Genomic DNA, 20,459 nt, shown 5'->3' on the forward strand with positions numbered 1-20,459 from the left:
AGCATCGGCCAGTACCTCGGCAAGAACGATGTCCCAGGTGCCGTCCTCGGCGTAACGGCGGTGCCGTTTCCACACCGTCTGCCATGGCCCGAACACCTCCGACGGCAGGTCACGCCACGGAATCCCGGTCCGGTATCGATAGATGATCGCTTCGACAACCTGCCGGTTGTTGCAGAACGGACGCCCTTGCCGCCCAACGTTTGACGGCAACAACGGCTCGATCCGCTCCCACTGCGCATCACTGAGCGACTCACACCTAGAACTCATCCACCGATCATCAGCGACCGATCACCCAATCATTAGGAGACACGCCCTAGCCGACACACGTGAATCCGTCGGAAGCGGCCACGACCAGCCCGCTGCGCGGCACCGTCGTCGCGATCCCGGTACAGGTGGGTGACACGGTCAGCACCACCACGGGGGTCGCGGTCGTCGAGTCGATGAAGATGGAGCACATCGTCCGGGCCGAGTCCGCCGGTCACGTCACCGCGATCGCCGTGAATATCGGTGACACCGTCGATGTTTCGCAACCGCTGGTATACATCGACCCGCGCGCCGACACCGGACCGGCCACGGCCGCCGACGCCGGACCTGACCTGGACCGCATCCGGCCGGAGCTGGCCGAGGCCCTCGCCCGCATCGCCGGCACCCTGGACGCCGGTCGTCCCGACGCGGTCGCCAAGCGCCATGCGCAGGGCCGCCTGACCATCCGCGAATCGCTCGATCGGCTGCTCGACGACGGCAGCTTCGTCGAATACGGCGGGCTCACCATCGCGGCCCAGCGACTGCGGCGCCAGGTGGACGATCTGATCGCCAAGACACCGGCCGACGGGTTGCTCACCGGGACCGGAACGGTCGACGGCCTGCCGGTGGCGGTCCTGGCCTATGACTACACGGTGCTCGCCGGCACCCAGGGCCTGCACAACCATCAGAAGACCGATCGCCTGCTGGAACTGGCTGCCCGGCAACGACTCCCCCTCGTTCTGTTCGCCGAGGGCGGCGGCGGACGACCCGGCGACACCGACACCTCGGCCGTCGCACTGCTCACCGTGACGTCCTTCCGGATGATGGCGAAGCTGTCCGGCACCGTGCCGACGGTCGCGGTCGTCGCGGGCTACTGCTTCGCCGGCAACGCTGCGCTCGCGGGCAGCTGTGACGTGATCATCGGGACCGAGGGATCGAGCCTGGGCATGGGCGGCCCGGCGATGATCGAGGGCGGCGGCCTCGGGACCGTGGCCCCGCAGGACGTCGGGCCGATGGACGTGCAGTGGGCCAACGGCGTCCTGGGGCGGCTGGCGGCCGACGATGCCGCCGCGATCGACGATGCGCGGCACTACCTTTCGTTCTTCAACCCGGCGGTCGCTGCCGCGCAGCCCCCGGCCGACCAACGACTGCTGCGGCATCTGGTGCCGGAGAATCGGCTGCGCGTCTACGACGTGCGGCCGATCATCGAGACGCTCGCCGACCCGGGATCGGTTCTTGAGTTGCGGGGCGGCTTCGGTGCCGGCGTGATCACCGCCCTGGCGCGCATCGAGGGCACGGCGGTCGGGCTGCTGGCCAACAACTCGCAGCATCTCGGCGGGGCCATCGACGCCGACGCGGCCGACAAGGCGACCGACTTCCTCGCACTGTGCGACGCGCACCGCCTGCCGGTGGTCAGCCTCTGCGACACCCCCGGCTTCATGGTCGGGCCGGATGCCGAGAAGACCGCCACCGTGCGCCGCTTCGGCGCGATGTTCCGAGCCGGTGCCACCCTCTCGGTGCCGATGGTGCTGGTGGTGCTCCGCAAGGCCTACGGGCTCGGCGCGATGGCGATGGCCGGCGGCGACATGCACGCGCCGATCGCCACGCTGTCCTGGCCGACCGGCGAGTTCGGCGGCATGGGGCTCGAGGGCGCGGTGCGGCTGGGCTTCCGCAAGGAACTGGACGCGATCGCCGACCCCGCCGAACGCGAGCAGGCCTACCAGAACCTGGTCGCCGCGGCCTACGAGCAGGGTAAGGCCCTCAACATCGCCAGCGTCTTCGAGATCGATGCGGTGATCGATCCGGCGACCACGCGTGCAACGATCACTGCAGCGCTCAACCACCACTGCTAAGGAGCCCTCATGGCAACCCCGCTGATCGAAGATTCCATCGATATCGACGCCACCCCGGAGACGGTCTGGGCACTGGTGTCCGACCTGCAGCGCATGGGCGACTGGAGCCCGCAGGCCCGCAAGGTCTTCGTGCGCGGCCCCATCCGGCTGGGCGCGACGACGGTCAACGTGAACCGCGCCGGCTGGAAGGTGTGGCCCACGCGCTCCAAGGTGATCCAGCTCGAGGCCAACAAGGAGATCGCCTTCAAGGTGCTCGACAACGGCACGGTCTGGAGCTATCACCTCGAGCCGACCGCAACCGGCACGAAGCTGACCGAACGCCGCGTCGCCAAGGACGGCAAGACCACGCCGATCTCCGCCTTCCTGGTCGACAAGATGCTCGGCGGCAACGACAGCTTCGAGGACGACCTGCGCGCCGGCATCCGACAGACGCTGCAGGGCATCAAGGCCGCCGCCGAGCGCGGCTGACCCGCCCCTGGCAGGCTGGGATCATGAGCGGCGATCCGGCAGCACGCATCGACATGGCCCGGGTCCGGGCCGACCTCGCCGAACTGGTGTCGTATCCGTCGATCCATCTCGACCCGGATCGCCGCGATGCCTGCCGCGCGAGTGCCGAATGGGTAGCGAAAGCCTTTGCCGCCGAAGGCATCCCCACCGAGATCCACGAAACCGTCGACGGCAGCTTCGCCGTCACGGGCCACCGGCCGGGTCCAGACGGCGCGCCCACGGTACTGCTCTACTCGCACCACGACGTGCAGCCGGCCGGCCCGATCGAGCAGTGGGGGTCGGATCCGTTCATCCTCACCGAACGCGACGGTCGCCCCGGTCAGCCGACGCGCTGGTATGGCCGGGGCAGTGCCGACTGCAAGGGCAATCTCGTGGCGCATCTGGCGGCGCTGCGGGCGGTCGACCTGGACGCGGTTCCGTTCGGGCTGCGGATCGTCATCGAGGGTTCGGAGGAGGCCGGCGGCGAAGGCCTGGACCACCTGGTGCAGACCCGGCCCGACCTGTTCGCCGCCGACATCATCCTGATCGGCGACACCGGGAATGTCGCGGCCGGCGTCCCGACGCTCACCACCAGCCTGCGCGGGGTCGCCAACCTCAAGGTCTCGGTGGAAACCCTTGACGCCGAGGTGCATTCGGGACAGTTCGGCGGCGCCGCGGCCGATGCCCTGGCCGCCCTGATCGCCGGGCTGGCCTCGCTGCGCGGACCCGACGGCGAGACCACCATCGACGGACTCACCGCCGACCAGAGCTGGTCGGGCGCGACCTATTCCGTCGACCAGTTCCGCGCCGATTCCACCACCCGCGACGGCGTCGATGTACTCGGCGTGCCGGCCGACCGGGTCTGGGCGCAGCCCGCCGCCACGGTGATCGGCATCGACGCCCCGCCGACCGCCCAGGCCGCCAACGCGATCGTGCCGCGCGCGTCGGCGATGCTGAACCTGCGCGTCCCGCCCGGTCAGGACGCCGACGAGGCCCAGCGCCTGCTCGCCGCGCATCTGCGCGCGCACATCCCGTGGCACGCGCAGGTCATCATCGAACCCGGCGCCATCGGAAAACCCTTCTCCGCCAACACCTCCGGTCCCGGATACCGCGCGCTGACGGCGGCCCTGGAGGCCGCCTACGACGCCCCCGTGGTGCATTCCGGGCAGGGCGGCTCGATTCCGCTGTGCACCGTGCTGCAGGAAACCTTCCCGGCTGCCGAGATCGCACTACTCGGAGTCGAGGAACCGCTGTGCAGAATCCATGCGGTGGACGAGAGCGTCGATCCCGCCGAGATCCACCGGATCGCCCTGGCCGAGGCCCGCTTCCTGACGAACGGCCTGCTCGAGGAAAGGCCTGTTTGATGAAAGGAACTGTGAGCGATGCGTAGCGTCGAGGCGCACCAGATGATCGTCGCGGACCTGTTTCCCCGACCGTCGAGCGACATGGTCACCGTCGAGCGGGCCCTGGGCCGGGTGCTCGCCAGCCGCGTATCGGCGCCGGCCCGGCTGCCGGGCTTCGACAATTCGGCGATGGACGGCTACGCGATCCGGGTCGCCGACATCGCGGACGTCCCCACGAGTCTTCCGGTGACCGAAGACATTCCGGCCGGACGTACCGATCGGCTGACCCTGGAGCCCGGCACCGCCCATCGCATCATGACGGGTGCCCCGCTGCCCGCGGGAGCGGACGCGGTCGTGCCCGTCGAGCAGACCGACGGCGGCACCGACCGGGTGACGATCCACCAGATCCCCGCCCCCGACGCCAACATCCGCCGGGCCGGCTCCGACATCACGGTCGGCGACACCGCCCTGCCCACCGGCCAGCTGATCGGTCCGGCGCAACTGGGACTGATTGCCGCACTGGGCCTTCCGACGGTGACCGTCACCCGGCGGCTCAATGTGCTCGTCGTCTCCACCGGCTCCGAACTCGTCGAGCCCGGTCGCGCGCTGCAGTACGGCCAGATCTACGAATCCAACGGGCCGATGCTGGCCGCGGCGCTCACCGCCGCCGGCGCCACCGCCCATCGCATCCATTTCGTGCCCGACGACACCTCCGAGTTCCTGGACCGCATCAGCGAATTCGTCGACAACGCCGCCGACCGGGTGGACCTCATCCTGACCTCCGGCGGGGTCAGCGCCGGCGCCTACGAGGTGGTCAAGGAGGCCCTCGCCGACCAGGACGTCGAGTTCGTGAAGGTGGCGATGCAGCCGGGGATGCCGCAGGGGGCCGGACGATTCCGCTCACACGGCGGCCGAGTGGTACCCATCGTCACCGTGCCCGGCAACCCGGTCAGCGCGCAGGTCTCGTTCGAGGTCTTCGTGCGGCCGCCGCTGCGCCGGGCGATGGGACTGCCCGCCGAGCGCACCCGGGTCGCCGCCCGCATCACCGAGTCGGTGCGGTCGACCGCAGGCAAGCGCCAGTTCCGCCGCGGCATCCTGACCATGGACGGCGCCTCCTGGGTGGTCCGGCCGATCGGCCCGCCGTCGTCGCATCATCTGCGCTTCCTGGCGTCCGCGAATGCCCTGCTCGACATCCCCGCCGACGTCGAGTCGGTCGACTCCGGCACCTTGGTTTCCGCGCTCCTCATCGACTAACCGCCGAACGGAGTATTTGTCCCCACTGGGGTTTGTAACCGGCCACGCAGCTGAGAGAATGTGCTGTCTCTTATCCGCTGAATGGAAAGGCACTCCGTGGCCCGCCGCCCCGACTCTCCCGACGGACCCGTCGCCCACCTCGTCGACCTGGTGAAACACACCGTTCCGCCGCTTCATCCCGCCGGCGTGCCGTTCGTCGCGGTACCCGCCGCGGTCGCAGTGCTGGCGCGACGCCGCCGGTGGCTGCGCACCCCCGCGGGCGCCCTCGCGCTCGCCTCGGCCGCATTCTTCCGGCACCCGTCGCGGGTTCCGCCGACCCAACCCGGTGCCGTGGTGGCCCCGGCCGATGGCGAGGTCACGCTCGTCGACACCGCCGTGCCGCCCGCCGAGCTCGGGCTGGGCAGCGAGCCGCTGCCGCGCATCTCCACCTTCCTGTCGGTGTTCGACGTTCACGTGCAGCGCGTACCGGTCGCGGGCACCGTCGAGGTCGTCCAGCACTCGCCGGGCAAGTTCCTCTCCGCCGATCTGCCCGAGGCCAGCACCGACAACGAGCGCACCTCGATGCGCATCCGGACGGCCGACGGCCATGCGGTCGGCGTGGTTCAGATCGCCGGCCTGGTGGCCCGTCGCATCGTCTGCGACGCCAAGGTCGGCGATCAGCTGACGCTCGGCGACACCTACGGCCTCATCCGCTTCGGATCGCGCGTCGACGTGTATCTGCCTGCGGGATCGCAGCAGTGCGTCGCGGTCGGCCAGCGCGCCATCGGCGCGGAGACCGTGGTGGCCACGCTGCCGTGAAGACACCGACCAGGATCCGAACGCGAGCGCGACCGCGCCTGCGTCGCCCCCGGGTCACCGGGCGCAGCGGCAGTCAGGCGCGGGGTCAGGCGGCGCGCGCACAGGTCCGCGCCCGGGTCGCGGATACAAAGCTGCTGGTCCCCTCGTCGCTGACGATCCTTGCGATCTGCGCCGGCCTGTCGGCGGTGAAGTTCGGCATGGACGGCAAGGTCGATCTGGCCGTCGCGATGATCGCGGCGTCGGCGCTGCTGGACGGAGTGGACGGCCGGGTGGCCCGACTACTCGGCGCGACGACCAAGATCGGCGCCGAGCTGGATTCGCTCGCCGACGCGATCAACTTCGGCGTCGCCCCGGCGCTGACGCTGTACACCGTGAGCCTGCACTACGGCGACCGGGGCTGGATCTTCGCGCTGATCTATTGCATCGCCATCGTTCTGCGCCTGGCCCGGTTCAACACCCTGATCGACGACGACAACGCGCCCGGCTACACCAAGGACTACTTCGTCGGCGTGCCCGCGCCGGCCGCCGCGCTGATTGCATTGCTGCCGATCGGGCTGGAGCAGGAGTTCGGCCGCGGCTGGTGGACGTCGCTGGGTGCCGTCGGCTGCTGGATGCTGTTCAGCGCCTTCCTGGCCGTGAGCCGCATCCCCACCGCATCGCTGAAGTCGTACCGGATCCCGCCGAACGCGATGGTGCTGCTGCTCATCGCCTTCGCCGGTGCCGCGGCCCTGCTGCTGACGTTCCCCTACGTGTTGATGATGGGCGCCATCGCGGTCTACCTGGTGCATATCCCGTTCGCCTGGCGCACGCAGCGCTGGGTGCGCCAACGCCCGGAGACCTGGGACAGCCATCCGCGCGAGCGACGCGCCGAACGCCGGGCCACCCGCGAGGTGCGACGCGCCAGGCGGCCGCAGCGTTCGGTCGCCCGACTCGGACTCCGGCGGCCGGGCCGCGGCATCGCACTGGCCGACGCCGCCCACGAAAGCGACGGCGAGGCCTCGTAATCTCTGACGACAATCGGGCCTGACTCCGCGGAGTCAGGCCCGATTGTTGTTCTCTGCGTCGACTACGCCGACGGCGTCGGTGTCGGAGTCGCGTTGGCTCCGTTGCCATTCGGCTGCTGCTGCCCGTTGCCCGGATTCTGCTGTTGTCCGTTGCCGGGCGCCTGCATGCCCGGCGGCATCGGCATGTCCTCGTTGCCGCGCATGCGGTGCTGCCACATCCGCGGCCCACCGGGGCCGTACCCATCGTGCTGGCGCCACTCATGCGACATCCGCCGATGGTTGTCGTGATGATCGCTGTTGGTGGCGTCGCCGGTCCAGTAGCCGAGACCGAAGAACACCCCGGCGACGACGATCGCCCCGCCGGCCGCGCCCGCGATCAATTTCGTCTTGGTGCTCGGGCCGCTGGACCCGGGCCCGGCCGGAGCGGCGGCGACCGGAGCGGTCGGGCCAGTCGGCGCGCTCGGGTCAGTCTGGGCAGTCGGCACAGTCGGGGCCGACTCGATCGGTGTGGTGCCGGGCGTCGCGGCGACGGCCTCGGTGGGCTGGTCGGCGGGGGCCGGCTGCGGGGTGTCGGCGGAGGAGTCGTCCCCCGGTGTGTTGGCGTCGGATGCCACGGTCGTGCCTTTCCTCGGGAATGCTCGGTTAATACCGTTGTTGCGGTATTTCCACGGTTCCCGTCATTTCACAGAATGCACGTCGACAACGCTGTGAATCACCTGTCAGTTGCTGATGCAGGTGTCGATTACTGCTTGGTGACCAGGTAGTTGACGCTGTACGGGCCTGAGCCGACCGCCGGCGCCACCGTGACGGTGTACTTGGCCTTGTCCTTGGTCGCGAACAGCACCTCGCCGCCCCCGGCCATCGGCTTGTCGGTGATCTTCTCGAACCCGGCGTCCAGCAACATCGTCACCGCCTGGTCGATCGGCTTCGGTCCGGGCGCGTTGGGGGCGGTGGCCTTGGCCACGATGATGACGTTCCAATTGCCGTCGCCGCCACCGAGGTTCTGCACGCTGCCGTCGATCAACGGGACTTGCTTCTCCGGGAATCCCTTGGGCAGCCCCGACCGGCCTTTATCGCTCGAGCATCCGGCGACCAGCCCGACCGTCGCGCAGAGCGCGATCAACAGGATCGCCGACCGACGCAGGTATGCCGCAACCCGGGTATTCATCGCCTGCAGCCTAATACGCCCTGCTCTATTCGGACGCTGGACGCGCGGCCGGATAGGATTGTCGCGCCCGGCCATAAACGACTGGTCAGACAATCCCGCCGCTCGAAGACCCCGCCGCTCGAAGACGAGGTGCCCTTGATAGCCACCCTGCTTGCGCTGACGATCAGCGCGCTGGTGGCTCCGGTCATCCTGCTTTATCTCGGTCGCCGCGGCTTCTATGTGCTGGCGCTGGCCCCGCTCGGCGCCCTGATCTGGGTGGCGACGCATTGGCCGGACTCCTCGGGACACAACGTCCGCACCGAGACCGTGACCTGGCTGCCCGAACTGCACATGGACATCGAGCTGCGGTTCACCACGCTGTCGGCGATCATGTCCGTCCTGATCCTCGGGGTCGGGGCGCTGGTGCTCTGCTACTGCGCCGAATACTTCGACCACATGCGCCGCCGCATCGCCGGCTTCGGCGGCGAGCTGGTGGCCTTCGCGACTGCGATGTTCGGGCTGGTCATCTCCGACAACATGCTGGTGGCGTTCACCTTCTGGGAAGCCACGACCGTGCTGTCGTTCCTGCTCGTCGGCTTCTACTCGTTCCGCGCGACCAGCCGCCGCGCCGCCACCCAGGCCCTGCTCGTGACGACGGCGGGCGGCCTGGCAATGCTGGTCGGCCTGATCCTGCTCGGCGAGCGCACGGGCAGCTACCGCTTCTCGGACGTGCTGGCCAACCCGCCGCACGGCACCGCGATCACCGTGGCGGTGGTGCTGATCCTGGTCGGCGCGCTGAGCAAGTCGGCGATCGTCCCGATGCATTTCTGGCTGCCAGGCGCGATGGCCGCACCCACGCCGGTCAGCGCCTACCTGCACGCCGCGGCGATGGTGAAGGCCGGCATCTTCCTGGTGGCGCTGTTGGCTCCGGCGTTCGCGGGGCTGATCGCCTGGCAGGTCGCCGTGATCGGCCTCGGCTGCGTGACGATGCTGCTCGGCGGGTGGCGATCGCTGCGGCAGAGCGACCTGAAGCTGATCCTGGCCTACGGCACCGTCTCGCAGCTCGGCTTCCTCATGGTGCTGGTCGGCGTGGGCGATCAGGCCGTGGCCTTGGCCGGCATGGACATGCTCGTGGCGCACGCGATGTTCAAGGCCGCCCTGTTCATGGTCGTCGGCATCATCGACCACGCGACCGGTACCCGCGACATCCGGCGGCTCGCCCGCCTCGGCGCCGCCGCGCCGGTGCTGGCCACGATCGCCGCGCTGGCCGCCCTCTCGATGGCCGGCGTCATTCCGACGATCGGATTCGTCGGCAAGGAGGCGGCATTCACCGCGCTGCCCCTCACCGATCGGCTCACCGAGTGGCAGTCGATCACCGTCACGGTCGCGATCGTCGTCGGCTCGGTCCTGACCTTTGCGTACACGATCCGATTCCTGTGGGGCGCGTTCGGCCGCAAGCTGCGGCAGACGCCCAGCTCCGCCGTCGCCGCGATGGACCGGCCGAGTGCGGCCTTCCAGTTCGCGCCCGCCGTGCTCGCGGTCGGCGGCATCGTCGCGGCCTTCAGCGCCGGACCCATCAGCGACCTGCTCGAGCCGTACGCGCGCTCGCTGCCGAGCGGGTCGCATCCGCTGGAGCATCTGGCTCTGTGGCACGGCTTCACCTGGGCGCTGGGCGCCACGGTCGGCGTTGTCGTCGCGGGCATCGGCGTCTTCCTGGCCATGCGCACCTGGGGGCCGCGGCTCCCCGAGGCGTTCACCCGACTGAGCGCCGAACGCGCCTACGACGCGGCCCTGCGCACCGCCGACATCGTCTCGCTGCGGATGACCCAGACCACCCAACGTGGTTCGCTCCCGCAGACGCAGGCGACGATCATGGCCACGGTCGTGATCCTGCCGACCGTGCTGCTGTGGATCGGCAACCGGAATCGCTTGCATATCACCGGATTCGACAACGCCGTTCAGTTGGTCATCGGGTTCGTGATCGTCTGCGGTGCGGCGGCGGCCACGGTGCTGCGCAACCGGTTGGCCGCCACCCTGGTCGTCGGCATCACCGGCTATGGCTCGGCCGTGATCTTCGGCCTGTACGGCGCACCGGATCTCGCGCTGACCCAGGTGCTGGTCGAAACCCTGATGCTGGTCATCTTCGTCCTGGTGCTGCGCAAGCTGCCGGCCGAGGCCGAGACGCGGCATCGCACCGGCTTCCGGCCGGCCCGCGCTCTGATCGGCGTAGCGTTCGGCATGCTGCTCGTCGGTATCGGCCTGTTCGCCGCGGCGGCCCGCAGCTCCGAGCCGCTGCATGTCGAACTCCCCTCGGCCGCACTGCATTTCGGCAACGGCTCGAATGCGGTCAACGTTCTGCTGGTGGACATCCGCGCCTGGGACACGATGGGCGAGGTGTCGGTGCTGCTGGTCGCCGCGACCGGCGTCGCCTCCATGGTGTTCCGCAATCGCCGGTTCGGCGCCGCGCCGCGGGTGTCGGATGCGCAGGCCGCGGGCGATCGGACCAGGCCCGGCACGTCGCTGCCGTTCGACGACATCGACGATCTGCCCGACCGCCCGACCTGGTTGGCGGGCAGCTCATACCGCGATCCGCGGCATCGCTCGATGGTCCTGGAGGTCACCACACGGCTGGTCTTCCCGACGATGGTGGTGCTCTCGGTCTACTTCTTCTACGCGGGCCACAACGCTCCGGGCGGCGGATTCGCCGGCGGTCTGACGATGGGCCTGGCGCTGGTCCTGCGCTACCTGGCCGGCGGTCGCTACGAACTCGGCGAGGCGCTGCCGATCGATGCCGGCCGCATCCTCGGCGCCGGCCTGGCATTGACGACGGGGACCGCCATCACCTCGCTGTTCCTCGGCGCGCCCGCGCTGTCGTCGGCGGTCCTCAAATTCCATCTGCCGATCTTCGGTGACGTGAAAATGGTGACCGCCCTGTTCTTCGACCTCGGCGTCTACCTCATCGTCGTCGGCCTGGTGCTCGATGTCCTGCGCAGCCTGGGCGCGCGACTCGATGCCGTGCCGTCGGCCGTGACCCCGTCCCGGACCTCGGCGTCGGGAGGCTCCCGATGACCGTCAATCTCGGACTGCTCGTCGTCGTGGGCATCACCGCCGCCTGCGGCGTCTATCTGCTGCTCGAACGCAGCCTGATCCGGATGCTGCTGGGCATGCTGCTGGTGGGCAACGCCATCAACCTGATGATCCTGGTGATCAGCGGCGGCACCGGCAATCCGCCGATCTTCTACCGCACGTCCGCCGGTCGAAAACACGACGCCGACCCGCTGGCCCAGGGCATGGTGCTGACGGCGATCGTCATCTCGATGGGTGTCGCCGCGTTCATTCTGGCGCTGGCCTACCGATCCTTCGTCCTCAACCGCGAGGACGAGGTCGCCGACGATCCCGAGGACGTGAAGATCACCGAGCAGTCGCTGTCGAACGCCCCCGACCGCGACCGCAGCGACGACCCGGTCACGCTGTCGGACACCGCGCAGGGCGACGCGTTCGACGCCTCCGGAAAGCCGTTGTCGCCGGCGGAGATCCAGCACCTGCACGAGCTGCACGAGATGGACATCATCGGCGACGAGCCGGACGCGGCCGAGATCGACCCGGACGATCCCGACCTGCCCTCGCGCGCCGACGCCTCGACGGACGGGGCGGACCGATGATCGATCGCGGATGGTTCGGACCGGTGATGGTCCTGCCGGTGCTGGTCCCGATGGCGGCGGCCGCCATGGCGCTCGCCATGGGCCGGCATCCCCGGTTCCAGCGCATCGTGACGCTGACCGCGATGGCGACGGCGTTCGTGGCGTCGTGTCTGCTGCTCTATCTGACCAATCGCTATGGCACCTACGCGCTGCATGTCGGCGGCTGGGACGCCAAGGGCGGCAACGACGGACCGCTCGGCATCACGCTGGTCGCCGACCAGCTGTCGGCGCTGATGCTGGTGGTGTCGACGGCCGTGCTGTTGTGCGTCGTCTTCTACGCCGTCGGCCAGGGCATCCGCGACGGCACCGAGGGTCAGCCGGTGTCGATCTTCCTGCCCACCTACCTGATCCTGTGCGTCGGAGTCTGCAACGCCTTCATCGCCGGCGACCTGTTCAACCTGTACGTGTCGTTCGAGGTGCTGCTGGCCGCCAGCTTCGTGCTGCTGACCATCGGTGCCAGTCGCGACCGCGTGCGCGCCGGCGTCTCGTACGTGATGGTGTCGATGGTGTCGTCGCTGATCTTCCTGGCGGGCATCGCCTTTGCGTACGCCGCGACCGGCACCCTGAATCTGGCAGAGATGGCGATCCGGCTGCAGGACGTGCCGTCGGGCACCCGCGGCGCCCTGTACGCCGTGCTGCTCGTCGCCTTCGGCATCAAGGCCGCCGTCTTCCCACTGTCGACCTGGCTGCCCGACTCCTACCCGACCGCCCCCGCGCCGGTCACCGCCGTCTTCGCCGGTTTGCTGACGAAAGTCGGTGTGTACGCGATCATCCGGGCGCACACGCTGCTGTTCCCGGGCGGCCAGATGGACAACATCCTGATGGTGGCCGGGCTGTTGACGATGCTCGTCGGCATCCTGGGCGCGATCGCCCAATCGGACATCAAACGTCTGCTGTCGTTCACTCTGGTGAGCCACATCGGCTACATGATCTTCGGGATCTCGCTGTCGTCGAAGATCGGCCTGTCCGCTGCGATCTTCTATGTGGCGCACCACATTCTGGTGCAGACCACCCTGTTCCTGGTGGTCGGACTCATCGAGCGGCAGGCCGGGTCGGCCTCGCTGCGCCGTCTCGGCGGACTGGCCGCCGCAAGTCCCCTGCTGGCCGGCCTCTTCCTGATCCCGGCGCTGAATCTCGGTGGCATCCCGCCATTCTCGGGCTTCCTCGGCAAGGTCGCACTCATCCAGGCCGGCGTCATCGACGGGTCGGTGCTGTCGTGGATCCTGGTCGCCGGGTCCGTGATCACCAGCCTGCTCACCCTCTATGTGATGGCGCGCGTATGGACCAAGGCGTTCTGGCGCCCGCGTGCCGATGCTCCCGAGGGCGAGCTCGCCGATTCGGGTCCGGCGGTGCTGCTCGATGTGACCGACGACGACGTGCAGTTCGACGAGCGCGCCGACGTCGGCCGGATGCCGGTGGCGATGGTGCTGCCGACCGCGCTGATGGTCGCGGCCGGGCTGGCCCTGACCATCTGGGCCGGACCGATCTTCCGCTACACCGACTCGGCCGCCGCCGATCTCACCGACAGCTCGGTCTACCTGCACGCCGTGTTGGGAGGTGACCGGTGACGACCGACAACGGCCCGGGAACCCCCGAGAACCCCGACGATCGCCCCACCCGCCGACGCACCGTCGGCAGTGTCCTGCATGCGATCTGGCGCTACGGCTTCATCACCTGGGCGTGGTACTTCACCCGATTGATCGTATGGCTGCGGTTCCATCTGAAACTGCCGCGCTGGCTGCGCAAGTGGCTGGGCAGGGACGGCCGCGAGGTCGCGATGCGGCTGTGGAACATCACCTGGCTGACCTTTGTGTGGGTGCTGCTCTGGGGCAACATCACCTGGGGCAACATCTGCGCCGGGATCGTCATCGGGATCCTGGTCGTCACCCTGCTGCCGCTGCCGCGGGTCCCGGTCGAGGGCCGGGTGCACCTGCTGCCGCTGCTGAACCTGACCGCCCGGCTGGTGATCGACCTGTTCCGGTCGAGCATTCAGGTGGCGTGGTTGGCGATTCGGCCGGCCCGACCGCCGATGACGGCCGTGCTGCGGGCCCGCCTGGCGCTCAAGAGCGATCTGTCGCTCACCTTCGCGATCGACTATCTCAACCTGGTGCCGGGCACGATCGTCGTCGACTTCGATCACGAGCGCCGGGTGGTCTACGTGCACCTGGTCGATGTCAGCTCGGAACGCTCGGTGAGCAGCTTCTACAAGCAGATGGCCACGATCGAGCGCCTGTTCAACCGCGCCTTCGAGCGGGAGAGTGAATGGCATGCCAGCCCGTACCACGGCATCGACGAAGAGTACGAGCTGCGACGCGAGGGGACGGTGAACTAGCTCCGATGGAACGTACCCGGAATGCGGTACCAGGAACCGCCACCCGCGAGGCCCTCCAGAACACCGCGTGGAGGGTCCCATGAACACCGTGTGGATCATCGCCTCGGCCCTGCTGTGCGCCGCCGCCCTGATCTGTCTCGCGCGACTGCTGATGGGCCCCAACACCCTTGACCGACTGATCTCGGTCGACGCGATGGTGGCGACCTCGATGTGCGGCCTGGGTGTCTGGGCCGCGTACAGCCATGACACCACCGTCGTTCCCGTGATCGTGGCGCTGGCGCTGGTCGGCTTCGTCGGGTCCCTCGCCGTGGCGCGCTTCCGCGTCCGCGACGACGACAACGGCCCGATCACCACTCCCGGCCACGACGCCGATCCGACGCGGCCCGAGGAGTTCTGATGGTCAAGGACATCTTCGTCGCCGCCTTCATCCTGACCGGCTCCGGGCTCGCGTTCACGGCCGCAATCGGCCTGCTGCGCTTCCCCGACACCCTGACGCGCATGCACGCGACCACCAAACCGCAGACCCTTGGCCTGGTGCTGGTGATGGTCGGCGCCATCATCGAACTCAACGACAACATCGACGTCGGCATGCTCGTGCTCACCGCGCTCTTCGCCTTCATCACCGCCCCGGTGGTCGGCCATCGGCTGGGCCGGGTCGCGTATCAGGAGCAGCGCCACCTCGATTCCCTGATCGGCGACGACGACCTCGAGAAGCCCGACACCGACTGAGTCGTCGCGCCGTCGCAGGCTCAGGACGTCACGATGTCGAAGCTCGTGTCGAATTCATCGAGGACACTTGCGAACTCCTGCAGCAGGCCGAGATCCCCGGTGGTCGGCAGACCGTACTTGGCGACGATTCCCTCCGCCTGTGCCGGCTGAAGCAGCACCCCGGCGAGGGCGATCTTGGGCCCGGAGATCGTCAGGCCCGCACCGTCTTCATGTGCGGGTCGCGCATTGAGCACGCCATGGCGGACCCACATCGTCCAGTCCTCGCCCACATCGGTGAACGAGAAGTTGATCCGCAGGTCGGTGCCGGTCGCCTTCTGCCCGTTGAGGCGGACGCCGGCGAAGTCGAACATCAGCCCGATCGGCATCGCGAGGATCGTGTCCTCGCTCGCCGTCGTGACGGAACCTTCGGTGGCGATCCCCTCTCGCAGTTCCAGTGCCGCGGTCAGGAAGATCGCCCGGTACTGGGTGTTCTCCTGCTGATAGCCGAGCTGCTCATAGGCATCGGCCTGCAGCTCCTTGGCTTCGGAGTCGTCCGGATCGGCGAACACGAGATGGTGCAGGACCTGGATCGCCCATCGATAATCACCGTCATCGATGGCCTGGCGCCCGGTGGCGAGGATCTTGTCGCGGCCGATCAGGTCGGTGTGCCGCTTGGCGTGGTCGGCCGGGAGCAGCGGCAGGATCGTGGCGGGGTCACCATCCCAGAAGCCGAGCTCCTTGTGGAAGACCGCGCGGATGTTGTGGTGCAGTCCGCCGTGGTAGTAGCGGTTGTACCACTTCTGTCCGAAGGCATTCGGCATCTCGACGATCTCCGCGGCCTCCAGCGGAGTGAGGCCCTGATTCGCCAGCCGCAACGCCTGATCGTGAATGAATTTGTACATGTCACGCTGATTCGCCAGGAACGCCTTCACCGTCTCGTTGCCCCAGACCGGCCAGGTGTGCGGTCCGAAATGAACCTCCGCCTGATCGCCCCAGCGCACGAGCGTCTCGTCCAGGTAGCGAGCGAAATTGCGAGCGTCCCCGGGTGCGCGCACCCCGGATGGTCTGGATGTTGTGCATCGTGTGATTCGCGTTCTCGGCGCAGGTCAGCGCGCTGATCGCCGGAATCCAGATATGCATCTCCTCCGGCGCTTCGGTGTCCGGGGCGTAGAGGAACTCGAACTCCCAACCACCGAGGGTGCGCTTTTCACCGGTCTTGGTGATCGGATCCGTCGGCGAGATGTAGCTGAAACTGGGATTCATCCCGTCGTTGTTGGCACCGATGCCACCGCTGATCAGACCGCATTCGCAGCGCGGCAGCATCAGTCCGAACGTGTAGCCCATTCGTCGCGACATCGCGTTCCCGGTGATCACGTTCTCGCCGATGGCATGCGTATCGAAGGACTCGATCGTGCCCGGGGCGACGATCGGAATCTTCCCTGATTTCACGTCCGCCTCATCGACGAGACCTTTGACCCCGCCGTAGTGATCGAAGTGGGTGTGCGTGTAGATCACCGCCGCAACCGGCTTGTCGTTGCCGGTCTCCTTCCGAAAGAGCGCGAGCCCTTCCTTCGCGTGCACGGTGCTCAGGCCGCAGTCGATGAAGACCAGCCCGTCCGGCGCATCCACGATCGTGATGTTCGCGCTCAGTCGGATCTGGTACAGGCCGTCGACGACTTTGAAAAGCCCTGCCCGCTTGATCAATTGGGACTGGCGCCACAGACTCGGATTGACCTCGTCCGGGCAGGGTGTCTCATCGGTGATCCAGTCCATGGCCGGGCCGTCGATGACGACGTCGCCGGCGTCGTTCTTCACCACGGGCGGGAAGCCGGCGAGGAAGCCACGGTCGATGTCGTGAAAGTCTTCTCGGTCGGTCATCGCGTATCGAGTGAGCGCTTCCTTGTTCACCTGCGCGGTGAACGAGGTCGCCGGCTTCCCTTGGTCTGCCACGACATCCCCTTTAGCTTGTCGGACCAGCTGATTCGCACACTACGACGCGATACCCGGGGACCTGAACCTCTCGCCACAAGATCATCCTGAGCGGGTGACACCGGCCGTCGGTCCCGGCCATCGACGACGGTGGGCCCCCGCCGGCACGATGGCACCTGCGCGACAACGTGTTCAGCTCAGCGAAACAACTCCTTCCCTGACCCATCGGCACGTGCCACACTCCGGACAGGCGATCGATGTCACTCGGAGGTAGTCATGAGCACCACGGATCCCGCTTGGTCCACCGACAACGGGGCACAGGCGCTGCTCCGATACGCACCCGAACCGGCCGCGGCGCTGGACCGGCTGGCCGGGCTCCGTCCCGACTTCGGCGAGCACGACCTGACCGCCCTCGTCCGAACCGTCAGTGCGGACACGCTGTCGCTGCCGGCGCTGCCCGGGGCCGGGCGGCCGACCGCTGATGACCCGACCACCCGCGTCGTCGCGGACTTCGCCGAACAGTTCAGCGTGGACGTGTCGGCCATCGACGACACCCAGCGCGGCGACCTGGCCGACGCACTCGGCGATCGGGTCGGCGCACTGGTGCCGGTGCTCTACTTCGCGGACTGGATCCCGCGTGTCCGGGCCGGCCTGGACACAGTGTTCGGGCAGTCAGCCGCGTGGCCCGCGCCGGCCGATCGGCGCGACGACGAGTCCAAGACCTGGCCGCTGATCAACAAGTTCATGGTGGCCACCGCGCAGCTGCATGAGCTCGACCCGGTGACCACCGAGCTGGTCCGCATCCGGCAAGCGCGCCAGCACAATTGCCGGTTGTGCAAGTCGCTGCGCAACCGCACCGCGCTGCAGGCCGGGGCATCCGAGGACGAGTTCGACAAGGTCGACGACTACCGCAACAGCGATCTGTCGGCCCGCCACAAGGCGGCGCTGGCCTACGCCGATGCGCTCGTCTGGGAGCCGGCGCACATCTCCGAGGCGACGGCTGCCGAACTGCGGCAGCACTTCTCGCCCGCCGAGGTGGTCGAGCTGACCCTCGATCTGATGCGCAACGCCTGCAACAAGGTGGCGGTCTCGACCGGCACCGACGGCGCGAACGTGCAATCCGGAGTCGAGATCTACGACGTCAGCCCCGAGGGCGAGGTCGAATTCGGGCTCGAGCAGCCCGCCGGCTATCGCTGAGCCCGAGCCGCTTCACCCAGCCCGGGCCGTTCAGCCCAATCCGGCCGTCGAGCCCAGTTCGGCGACCAGCGCGGCGACGACATCCTTCGCCGACCCCGTGCTCGCAAACACCTTGCGCTGCCGCTGATATGACGCGCCGCGGCGCGGGATGTCGGCCACCCGGGCCAGCTCGTCGACGCAGCCGAGCTCGACGGCGATCGGCGCCAGCCGCTCCAGGATGTCCGCGAGATCGTCGGTGACCAGCCTCTCGTTGGCGGCCGAGTCCTGAATGATGATGGCGTCCAGGCCGTATCGCGCCGCTCGCCACTTGTTCTCCTGCACCAGCCAGGGTGCGAGATGCGGCAACTGCTCGCCGGCCTCGAGCCGCCGATCCAGATCGACGACCAGGCAGTGCGTCAGCGCCACCAGCGCCGACAACTCGGTCAGGTTCGACACCCCGTCGCAGATACGTACCTCGATGGTGCCGTGCTGCGGCGCGGGACGCACATCCCAGCGGATCTCGTTGAGCTGGTCGATGATTCCGGTCTTGAACTGATCACCGGCGAACGCCTCGAACTCCGACCATCGCTCGAACTGGAAGGGCAGCCCGGCCGTCGGCAGCTGCTGGAACATCATCGCCCGGTTGCTCGCATACCCGGTGTCCTGCCCGGACCACATCGGCGACGACGCCGACAACGCCAGCAGATGCGGGTAGTACGTGAGCAGCGCCGTCAGGATCGGGAACACCTTGTCCCGGTGGGTGATTCCGACGTGCACGTGCACGCCCCAGATCAGCATCTGCCGGCCCCACCACTGGGTGCGTTCCATCAGTTCTTCGTACCGATGGCCTTCGGTCAGCCGCTGGGCGGACCACTGCGCGAACGGATGCGTCCCCGCACCGAACAGGTCGACCCCGATCTCATCACCGATGCCGCGCACCAGTGTCAGGGCGTCGGCGAGATCGGCCATCGCCTCCCCGGTCGTCTGGCAGATGCCAGTGACCAGCTCGATGGTGTTGCGCAGCAGCTCTTTGTGCACGCGATGCCGGTCCGCGGGATCGACGTGCGCGAAGAATTCGGCAGCCGAGTTCGACAGGTCACGAGTCTGCTTGTCCACCAACGCCAGTTCCCACTCGACACCGAGTGAGGGGCCGGCGGACGCGACGAAGTCGATGGGGTACCTGTTGGGCGGCTCGCCCCCGAACACGGTCGGCTCGCTCTTGCCGGCAGCCGTTGGCGGTATCAGTCGCCGATGACGCCGCAGGCGACGCGCGCCTCCGAACTGCCGGGCATGCCGTCGCCGGCGTGGATCATGATCGACTTGCCGTTGATCTGATCAACGGTGAAGGCGTCCGTCGTGGTGACGGTCTGGCCCTTGCCGTTCGCGTCCACGAAGATCGGCACCAGGATGCCGCTCTCGGGCATTCCGGTGTGGCCCTCGACCTGGAAATGGCCTCCGGCAGAAGTGAAGTCGCCCTCGCACTTGCCCACCTGGTGGATGTGCTCGGCATGGAAGCCGGGGGTCAGTGACTTGTCGTCGACCGTGACGGTGATCTTCACGTCGGAGCCGTCGGCGGCGAAGACGGCCGTTCCGGCCTTGGTGCCGTCGGTGGTCTTCAGCTCGGCCGACACCGAGGTCGCCGAAGGCGTGTCGGACTCCTCTTCGCTGCCCGCGCTGTGCGCGCCGGGCGGAGCCGGGTTGCCGGTCACCACGGACGGCTGCGTGCCCGGGTTGCTGGTGGATTCCTCGCCATTGGAGCAGCCCGCAACGATCAGCGCGGCGGCGCCCAGCGATGCGGCCAGAGCCACAACTCGACGACCGTTCCGGTTTGTTGCCACCTTCATGGGCTGCTCTCCTGCCTGGTCCACTACTAGGGAGTTCGGTTCGGACGAATCATATCGGTGCCCCCGATCGACTCGACTACTGCACTACGACTAGCGCGATCGCGGTATCCGGACAGCTGGACAGCGTCGCGGTGCGCTCGTCCATTTCCTGCTTGGACGCCGTCACCGTACTCACCAGATCGTCGATGTACTGCGTCTGCTTCCGGTTGTAGAACACCGTGTTGTCCGTGATCGAACTGGTCTGCAGATTGCTGACTTCCTGGATCTTCCAGCCGCCGGCCTCCAGCTCATCGGCGACCTTGCGGGCCAGGCCCTTGACCGTCCCCGCGTTGAACACGCACACCGCCGGACGGTTCGCAGCAGCCGCCGAGGTCGTGGTGGTGGCCGGGGCCGTGGTCGACGGAGCGGTGGTCAGCGTGTCGGTCGAGGCCGTGGTCACCGGGTTGGAGTCCTTGCTGGCCGCGGAATGCCAGCCCAGCCCGATACAGACGACTGCCACCGCGAGCAGCAGCATCGCTCCCGCCCGCAGCGGCAACCGGTTCGGTTCGCGCTGGGCGGCCTCGGATTTGACGGAGGCGCGGCGCCTGGTCGGCCGACCGCGTCCGGATGGTTGGTCGCTCACCGTGCCCACCTTACGGCCC

At 68.3% G+C, this 20,459-nt stretch carries 20 protein-coding genes and 1 pseudogene; 13 read left to right on the forward strand and 8 right to left on the reverse strand.

Annotation, left to right across the window (positions count from 1 at the left end; translation table 11 throughout):
- The coding region (locus G341_RS0103145; protein ID WP_018177652.1) for an IS5 family transposase at positions 1 to 267 on the reverse strand (267 nt) is incomplete at its 3' end.
- 59 nt (positions 268 to 326) lie between these two features.
- On the opposite strand from G341_RS0103145, the pseudogene G341_RS20815 reads away from it, so the two are divergent.
- From G341_RS20815 to G341_RS0103175, 6 genes and pseudogenes are all read left to right on the forward strand, one after another.
- Positions 327 to 2,096: pseudogene (locus G341_RS20815) on the forward strand (carboxyl transferase domain-containing protein); the annotation flags it as partial.
- 9 nt (positions 2,097 to 2,105) lie between these two features.
- On the forward strand, positions 2,106 to 2,564 hold the full coding sequence (locus G341_RS0103155; RefSeq protein WP_018177654.1) for an SRPBCC family protein: 459 nt from the start codon (positions 2,106 to 2,108) through the stop codon (positions 2,562 to 2,564).
- 23 nt (positions 2,565 to 2,587) lie between these two features.
- Positions 2,588 to 3,946, forward strand: coding sequence for a M20/M25/M40 family metallo-hydrolase (locus G341_RS0103160; protein WP_018177655.1), 1,359 nt, complete (start codon positions 2,588 to 2,590; stop codon positions 3,944 to 3,946).
- An 18-nt stretch (positions 3,947 to 3,964) separates the two neighbouring features.
- Positions 3,965 to 5,179, forward strand: coding sequence for a molybdopterin molybdotransferase MoeA (moeA, locus tag G341_RS0103165; RefSeq protein WP_018177656.1), 1,215 nt, complete (start codon positions 3,965 to 3,967; stop codon positions 5,177 to 5,179).
- Positions 5,180 to 5,275: 96 nt separating this feature from the next.
- Positions 5,276 to 5,977: a phosphatidylserine decarboxylase gene (locus G341_RS0103170; protein WP_026303192.1), complete on the forward strand. Its 702-nt coding sequence runs from the start codon at positions 5,276 to 5,278 to the stop codon at positions 5,975 to 5,977.
- Positions 5,974 to 6,981, forward strand: coding sequence for a CDP-alcohol phosphatidyltransferase family protein (locus G341_RS0103175; RefSeq protein WP_018177658.1), 1,008 nt, complete (start codon positions 5,974 to 5,976; stop codon positions 6,979 to 6,981). The genes G341_RS0103170 and G341_RS0103175 overlap by 4 nt, the downstream gene beginning before the upstream one ends.
- A 62-nt stretch (positions 6,982 to 7,043) precedes the next feature.
- On the opposite strand, the gene G341_RS22870 is transcribed toward G341_RS0103175, so the two are convergent.
- Positions 7,044 to 7,595 (reverse strand): RodZ family helix-turn-helix domain-containing protein, encoded by a 552-nt coding sequence (locus G341_RS22870; RefSeq protein WP_018177659.1) that lies wholly within the window; start codon positions 7,593 to 7,595, stop codon positions 7,044 to 7,046.
- Positions 7,596 to 7,723: 128 nt separating this feature from the next.
- On the reverse strand, positions 7,724 to 8,149 hold the full coding sequence (locus G341_RS20825) for a hypothetical protein (protein WP_018177660.1): 426 nt from the start codon (positions 8,147 to 8,149) through the stop codon (positions 7,724 to 7,726).
- A gap of 135 nt (positions 8,150 to 8,284) precedes the next feature.
- Here G341_RS20825 and G341_RS0103190 point away from each other — a divergent pair, with 135 nt between their 5' ends.
- The 6 genes from G341_RS0103190 to mnhG all read left to right on the forward strand — a co-directional run bounded on the left by G341_RS0103190 (position 8,285) and on the right by mnhG (position 14,890).
- Positions 8,285 to 11,197: a Na+/H+ antiporter subunit A gene (locus G341_RS0103190; RefSeq protein WP_043450458.1), complete on the forward strand. Its 2,913-nt coding sequence runs from the start codon at positions 8,285 to 8,287 to the stop codon at positions 11,195 to 11,197.
- Positions 11,194 to 11,790, forward strand: a complete 597-nt coding sequence (locus G341_RS0103195; protein ID WP_018177662.1) for a Na(+)/H(+) antiporter subunit C — start codon at positions 11,194 to 11,196, stop codon at positions 11,788 to 11,790. The genes G341_RS0103190 and G341_RS0103195 overlap by 4 nt, the downstream gene beginning before the upstream one ends.
- Positions 11,787 to 13,397 (forward strand): Na+/H+ antiporter subunit D, encoded by a 1,611-nt coding sequence (locus tag G341_RS0103200; protein WP_018177663.1) that lies wholly within the window; start codon positions 11,787 to 11,789, stop codon positions 13,395 to 13,397. Before G341_RS0103195 ends, G341_RS0103200 begins: the two co-directional genes overlap by 4 nt.
- The gene (locus G341_RS0103205) at positions 13,394 to 14,161 is read left to right on the forward strand and encodes a Na+/H+ antiporter subunit E (RefSeq protein WP_018177664.1); all 768 of its coding nucleotides are present in this window, start codon (positions 13,394 to 13,396) and stop codon (positions 14,159 to 14,161) included. The genes G341_RS0103200 and G341_RS0103205 overlap by 4 nt, the downstream gene beginning before the upstream one ends.
- A gap of 79 nt (positions 14,162 to 14,240) precedes the next feature.
- Entirely contained in the window at positions 14,241 to 14,558 is a 318-nt protein-coding gene (locus G341_RS20830; RefSeq protein WP_018177665.1) for a monovalent cation/H+ antiporter complex subunit F, read from the forward strand.
- A complete protein-coding gene (gene mnhG / locus G341_RS0103215; protein WP_018177666.1) occupies positions 14,558 to 14,890 on the forward strand; it encodes a monovalent cation/H(+) antiporter subunit G in 333 nt (110 codons plus the stop codon). The genes G341_RS20830 and mnhG overlap by 1 nt, the downstream gene beginning before the upstream one ends.
- Before the next feature lie 20 nt (positions 14,891 to 14,910).
- Here the strand turns inward: mnhG and G341_RS24110 are convergent, their stop codons facing one another.
- The gene (locus G341_RS24110; RefSeq protein WP_342664824.1) at positions 14,911 to 15,771 is read right to left on the reverse strand and encodes an alkyl sulfatase dimerization domain-containing protein; all 861 of its coding nucleotides are present in this window, start codon (positions 15,769 to 15,771) and stop codon (positions 14,911 to 14,913) included.
- Position 15,772: 1 nt separating this feature from the next.
- Complete coding sequence (locus G341_RS24115; RefSeq protein ID WP_245556899.1) at positions 15,773 to 16,819, reverse strand: MBL fold metallo-hydrolase; 1,047 nt, start codon at positions 16,817 to 16,819, stop codon at positions 15,773 to 15,775.
- 255 nt (positions 16,820 to 17,074) lie between these two features.
- On the opposite strand from G341_RS24115, the gene G341_RS0103225 reads away from it, so the two are divergent.
- Positions 17,075 to 17,995 carry a carboxymuconolactone decarboxylase family protein gene (locus G341_RS0103225; RefSeq protein WP_018177668.1) on the forward strand — a complete coding sequence of 307 codons (921 nt, stop codon included), beginning with the start codon at positions 17,075 to 17,077 and terminating at the stop codon, positions 17,993 to 17,995.
- A 30-nt stretch (positions 17,996 to 18,025) separates the two neighbouring features.
- Here G341_RS0103225 and G341_RS0103230 read toward each other — a convergent pair whose 3' ends face one another.
- From G341_RS0103230 to G341_RS0103240, 3 genes are all read right to left on the reverse strand, one after another.
- Complete coding sequence (locus G341_RS0103230; protein ID WP_018177669.1) at positions 18,026 to 19,180, reverse strand: glutamate--cysteine ligase; 1,155 nt, start codon at positions 19,178 to 19,180, stop codon at positions 18,026 to 18,028.
- A 35-nt stretch (positions 19,181 to 19,215) separates the two neighbouring features.
- Entirely contained in the window at positions 19,216 to 19,818 is a 603-nt protein-coding gene (locus tag G341_RS20840) for a superoxide dismutase family protein (protein ID WP_081622401.1), read from the reverse strand.
- Positions 19,819 to 19,894: 76 nt separating this feature from the next.
- Positions 19,895 to 20,440 carry a LytR C-terminal domain-containing protein gene (locus G341_RS0103240; protein ID WP_155826751.1) on the reverse strand — a complete coding sequence of 182 codons (546 nt, stop codon included), beginning with the start codon at positions 20,438 to 20,440 and terminating at the stop codon, positions 19,895 to 19,897.
- Positions 20,441 to 20,459: the final 19 nt, after the last annotated feature.

It is taken from the genome of Jongsikchunia kroppenstedtii DSM 45133, from assembly GCF_000380485.1.
In the GTDB taxonomy this organism is placed as follows: domain Bacteria; phylum Actinomycetota; class Actinomycetes; order Mycobacteriales; family Mycobacteriaceae; genus Jongsikchunia; species Jongsikchunia kroppenstedtii.

Bases quoted from the DNA above. Each gene is read 5' to 3' on its own strand.
- G341_RS0103155 (WP_018177654.1), top strand. From the start codon at position 2,106: ATGGCAACCCCGCTGATCGAAGATTCCATCGATATCGACGCCACCCCG.
- G341_RS0103160 (WP_018177655.1), top strand. From the start codon at position 2,588: ATGAGCGGCGATCCGGCAGCACGCATCGACATGGCCCGGGTCCGGGCC.
- moeA (WP_018177656.1), top strand. From the start codon at position 3,965: ATGCGTAGCGTCGAGGCGCACCAGATGATCGTCGCGGACCTGTTTCCC.
- G341_RS20825 (WP_018177660.1), bottom strand. From the start codon at position 8,149: ATGAATACCCGGGTTGCGGCATACCTGCGTCGGTCGGCGATCCTGTTG.
- G341_RS0103195 (WP_018177662.1), top strand. From the start codon at position 11,194: ATGACCGTCAATCTCGGACTGCTCGTCGTCGTGGGCATCACCGCCGCC.
- G341_RS0103200 (WP_018177663.1), top strand. From the start codon at position 11,787: ATGATCGATCGCGGATGGTTCGGACCGGTGATGGTCCTGCCGGTGCTG.
- G341_RS20830 (WP_018177665.1), top strand. From the start codon at position 14,241: ATGAACACCGTGTGGATCATCGCCTCGGCCCTGCTGTGCGCCGCCGCC.
- mnhG (WP_018177666.1), top strand. From the start codon at position 14,558: ATGGTCAAGGACATCTTCGTCGCCGCCTTCATCCTGACCGGCTCCGGG.
- G341_RS24110 (WP_342664824.1), bottom strand. From the start codon at position 15,771: ATGTACAAATTCATTCACGATCAGGCGTTGCGGCTGGCGAATCAGGGC.
- G341_RS0103225 (WP_018177668.1), top strand. From the start codon at position 17,075: ATGAGCACCACGGATCCCGCTTGGTCCACCGACAACGGGGCACAGGCG.
- G341_RS20840 (WP_081622401.1), bottom strand. From the start codon at position 19,818: ATGAAGGTGGCAACAAACCGGAACGGTCGTCGAGTTGTGGCTCTGGCC.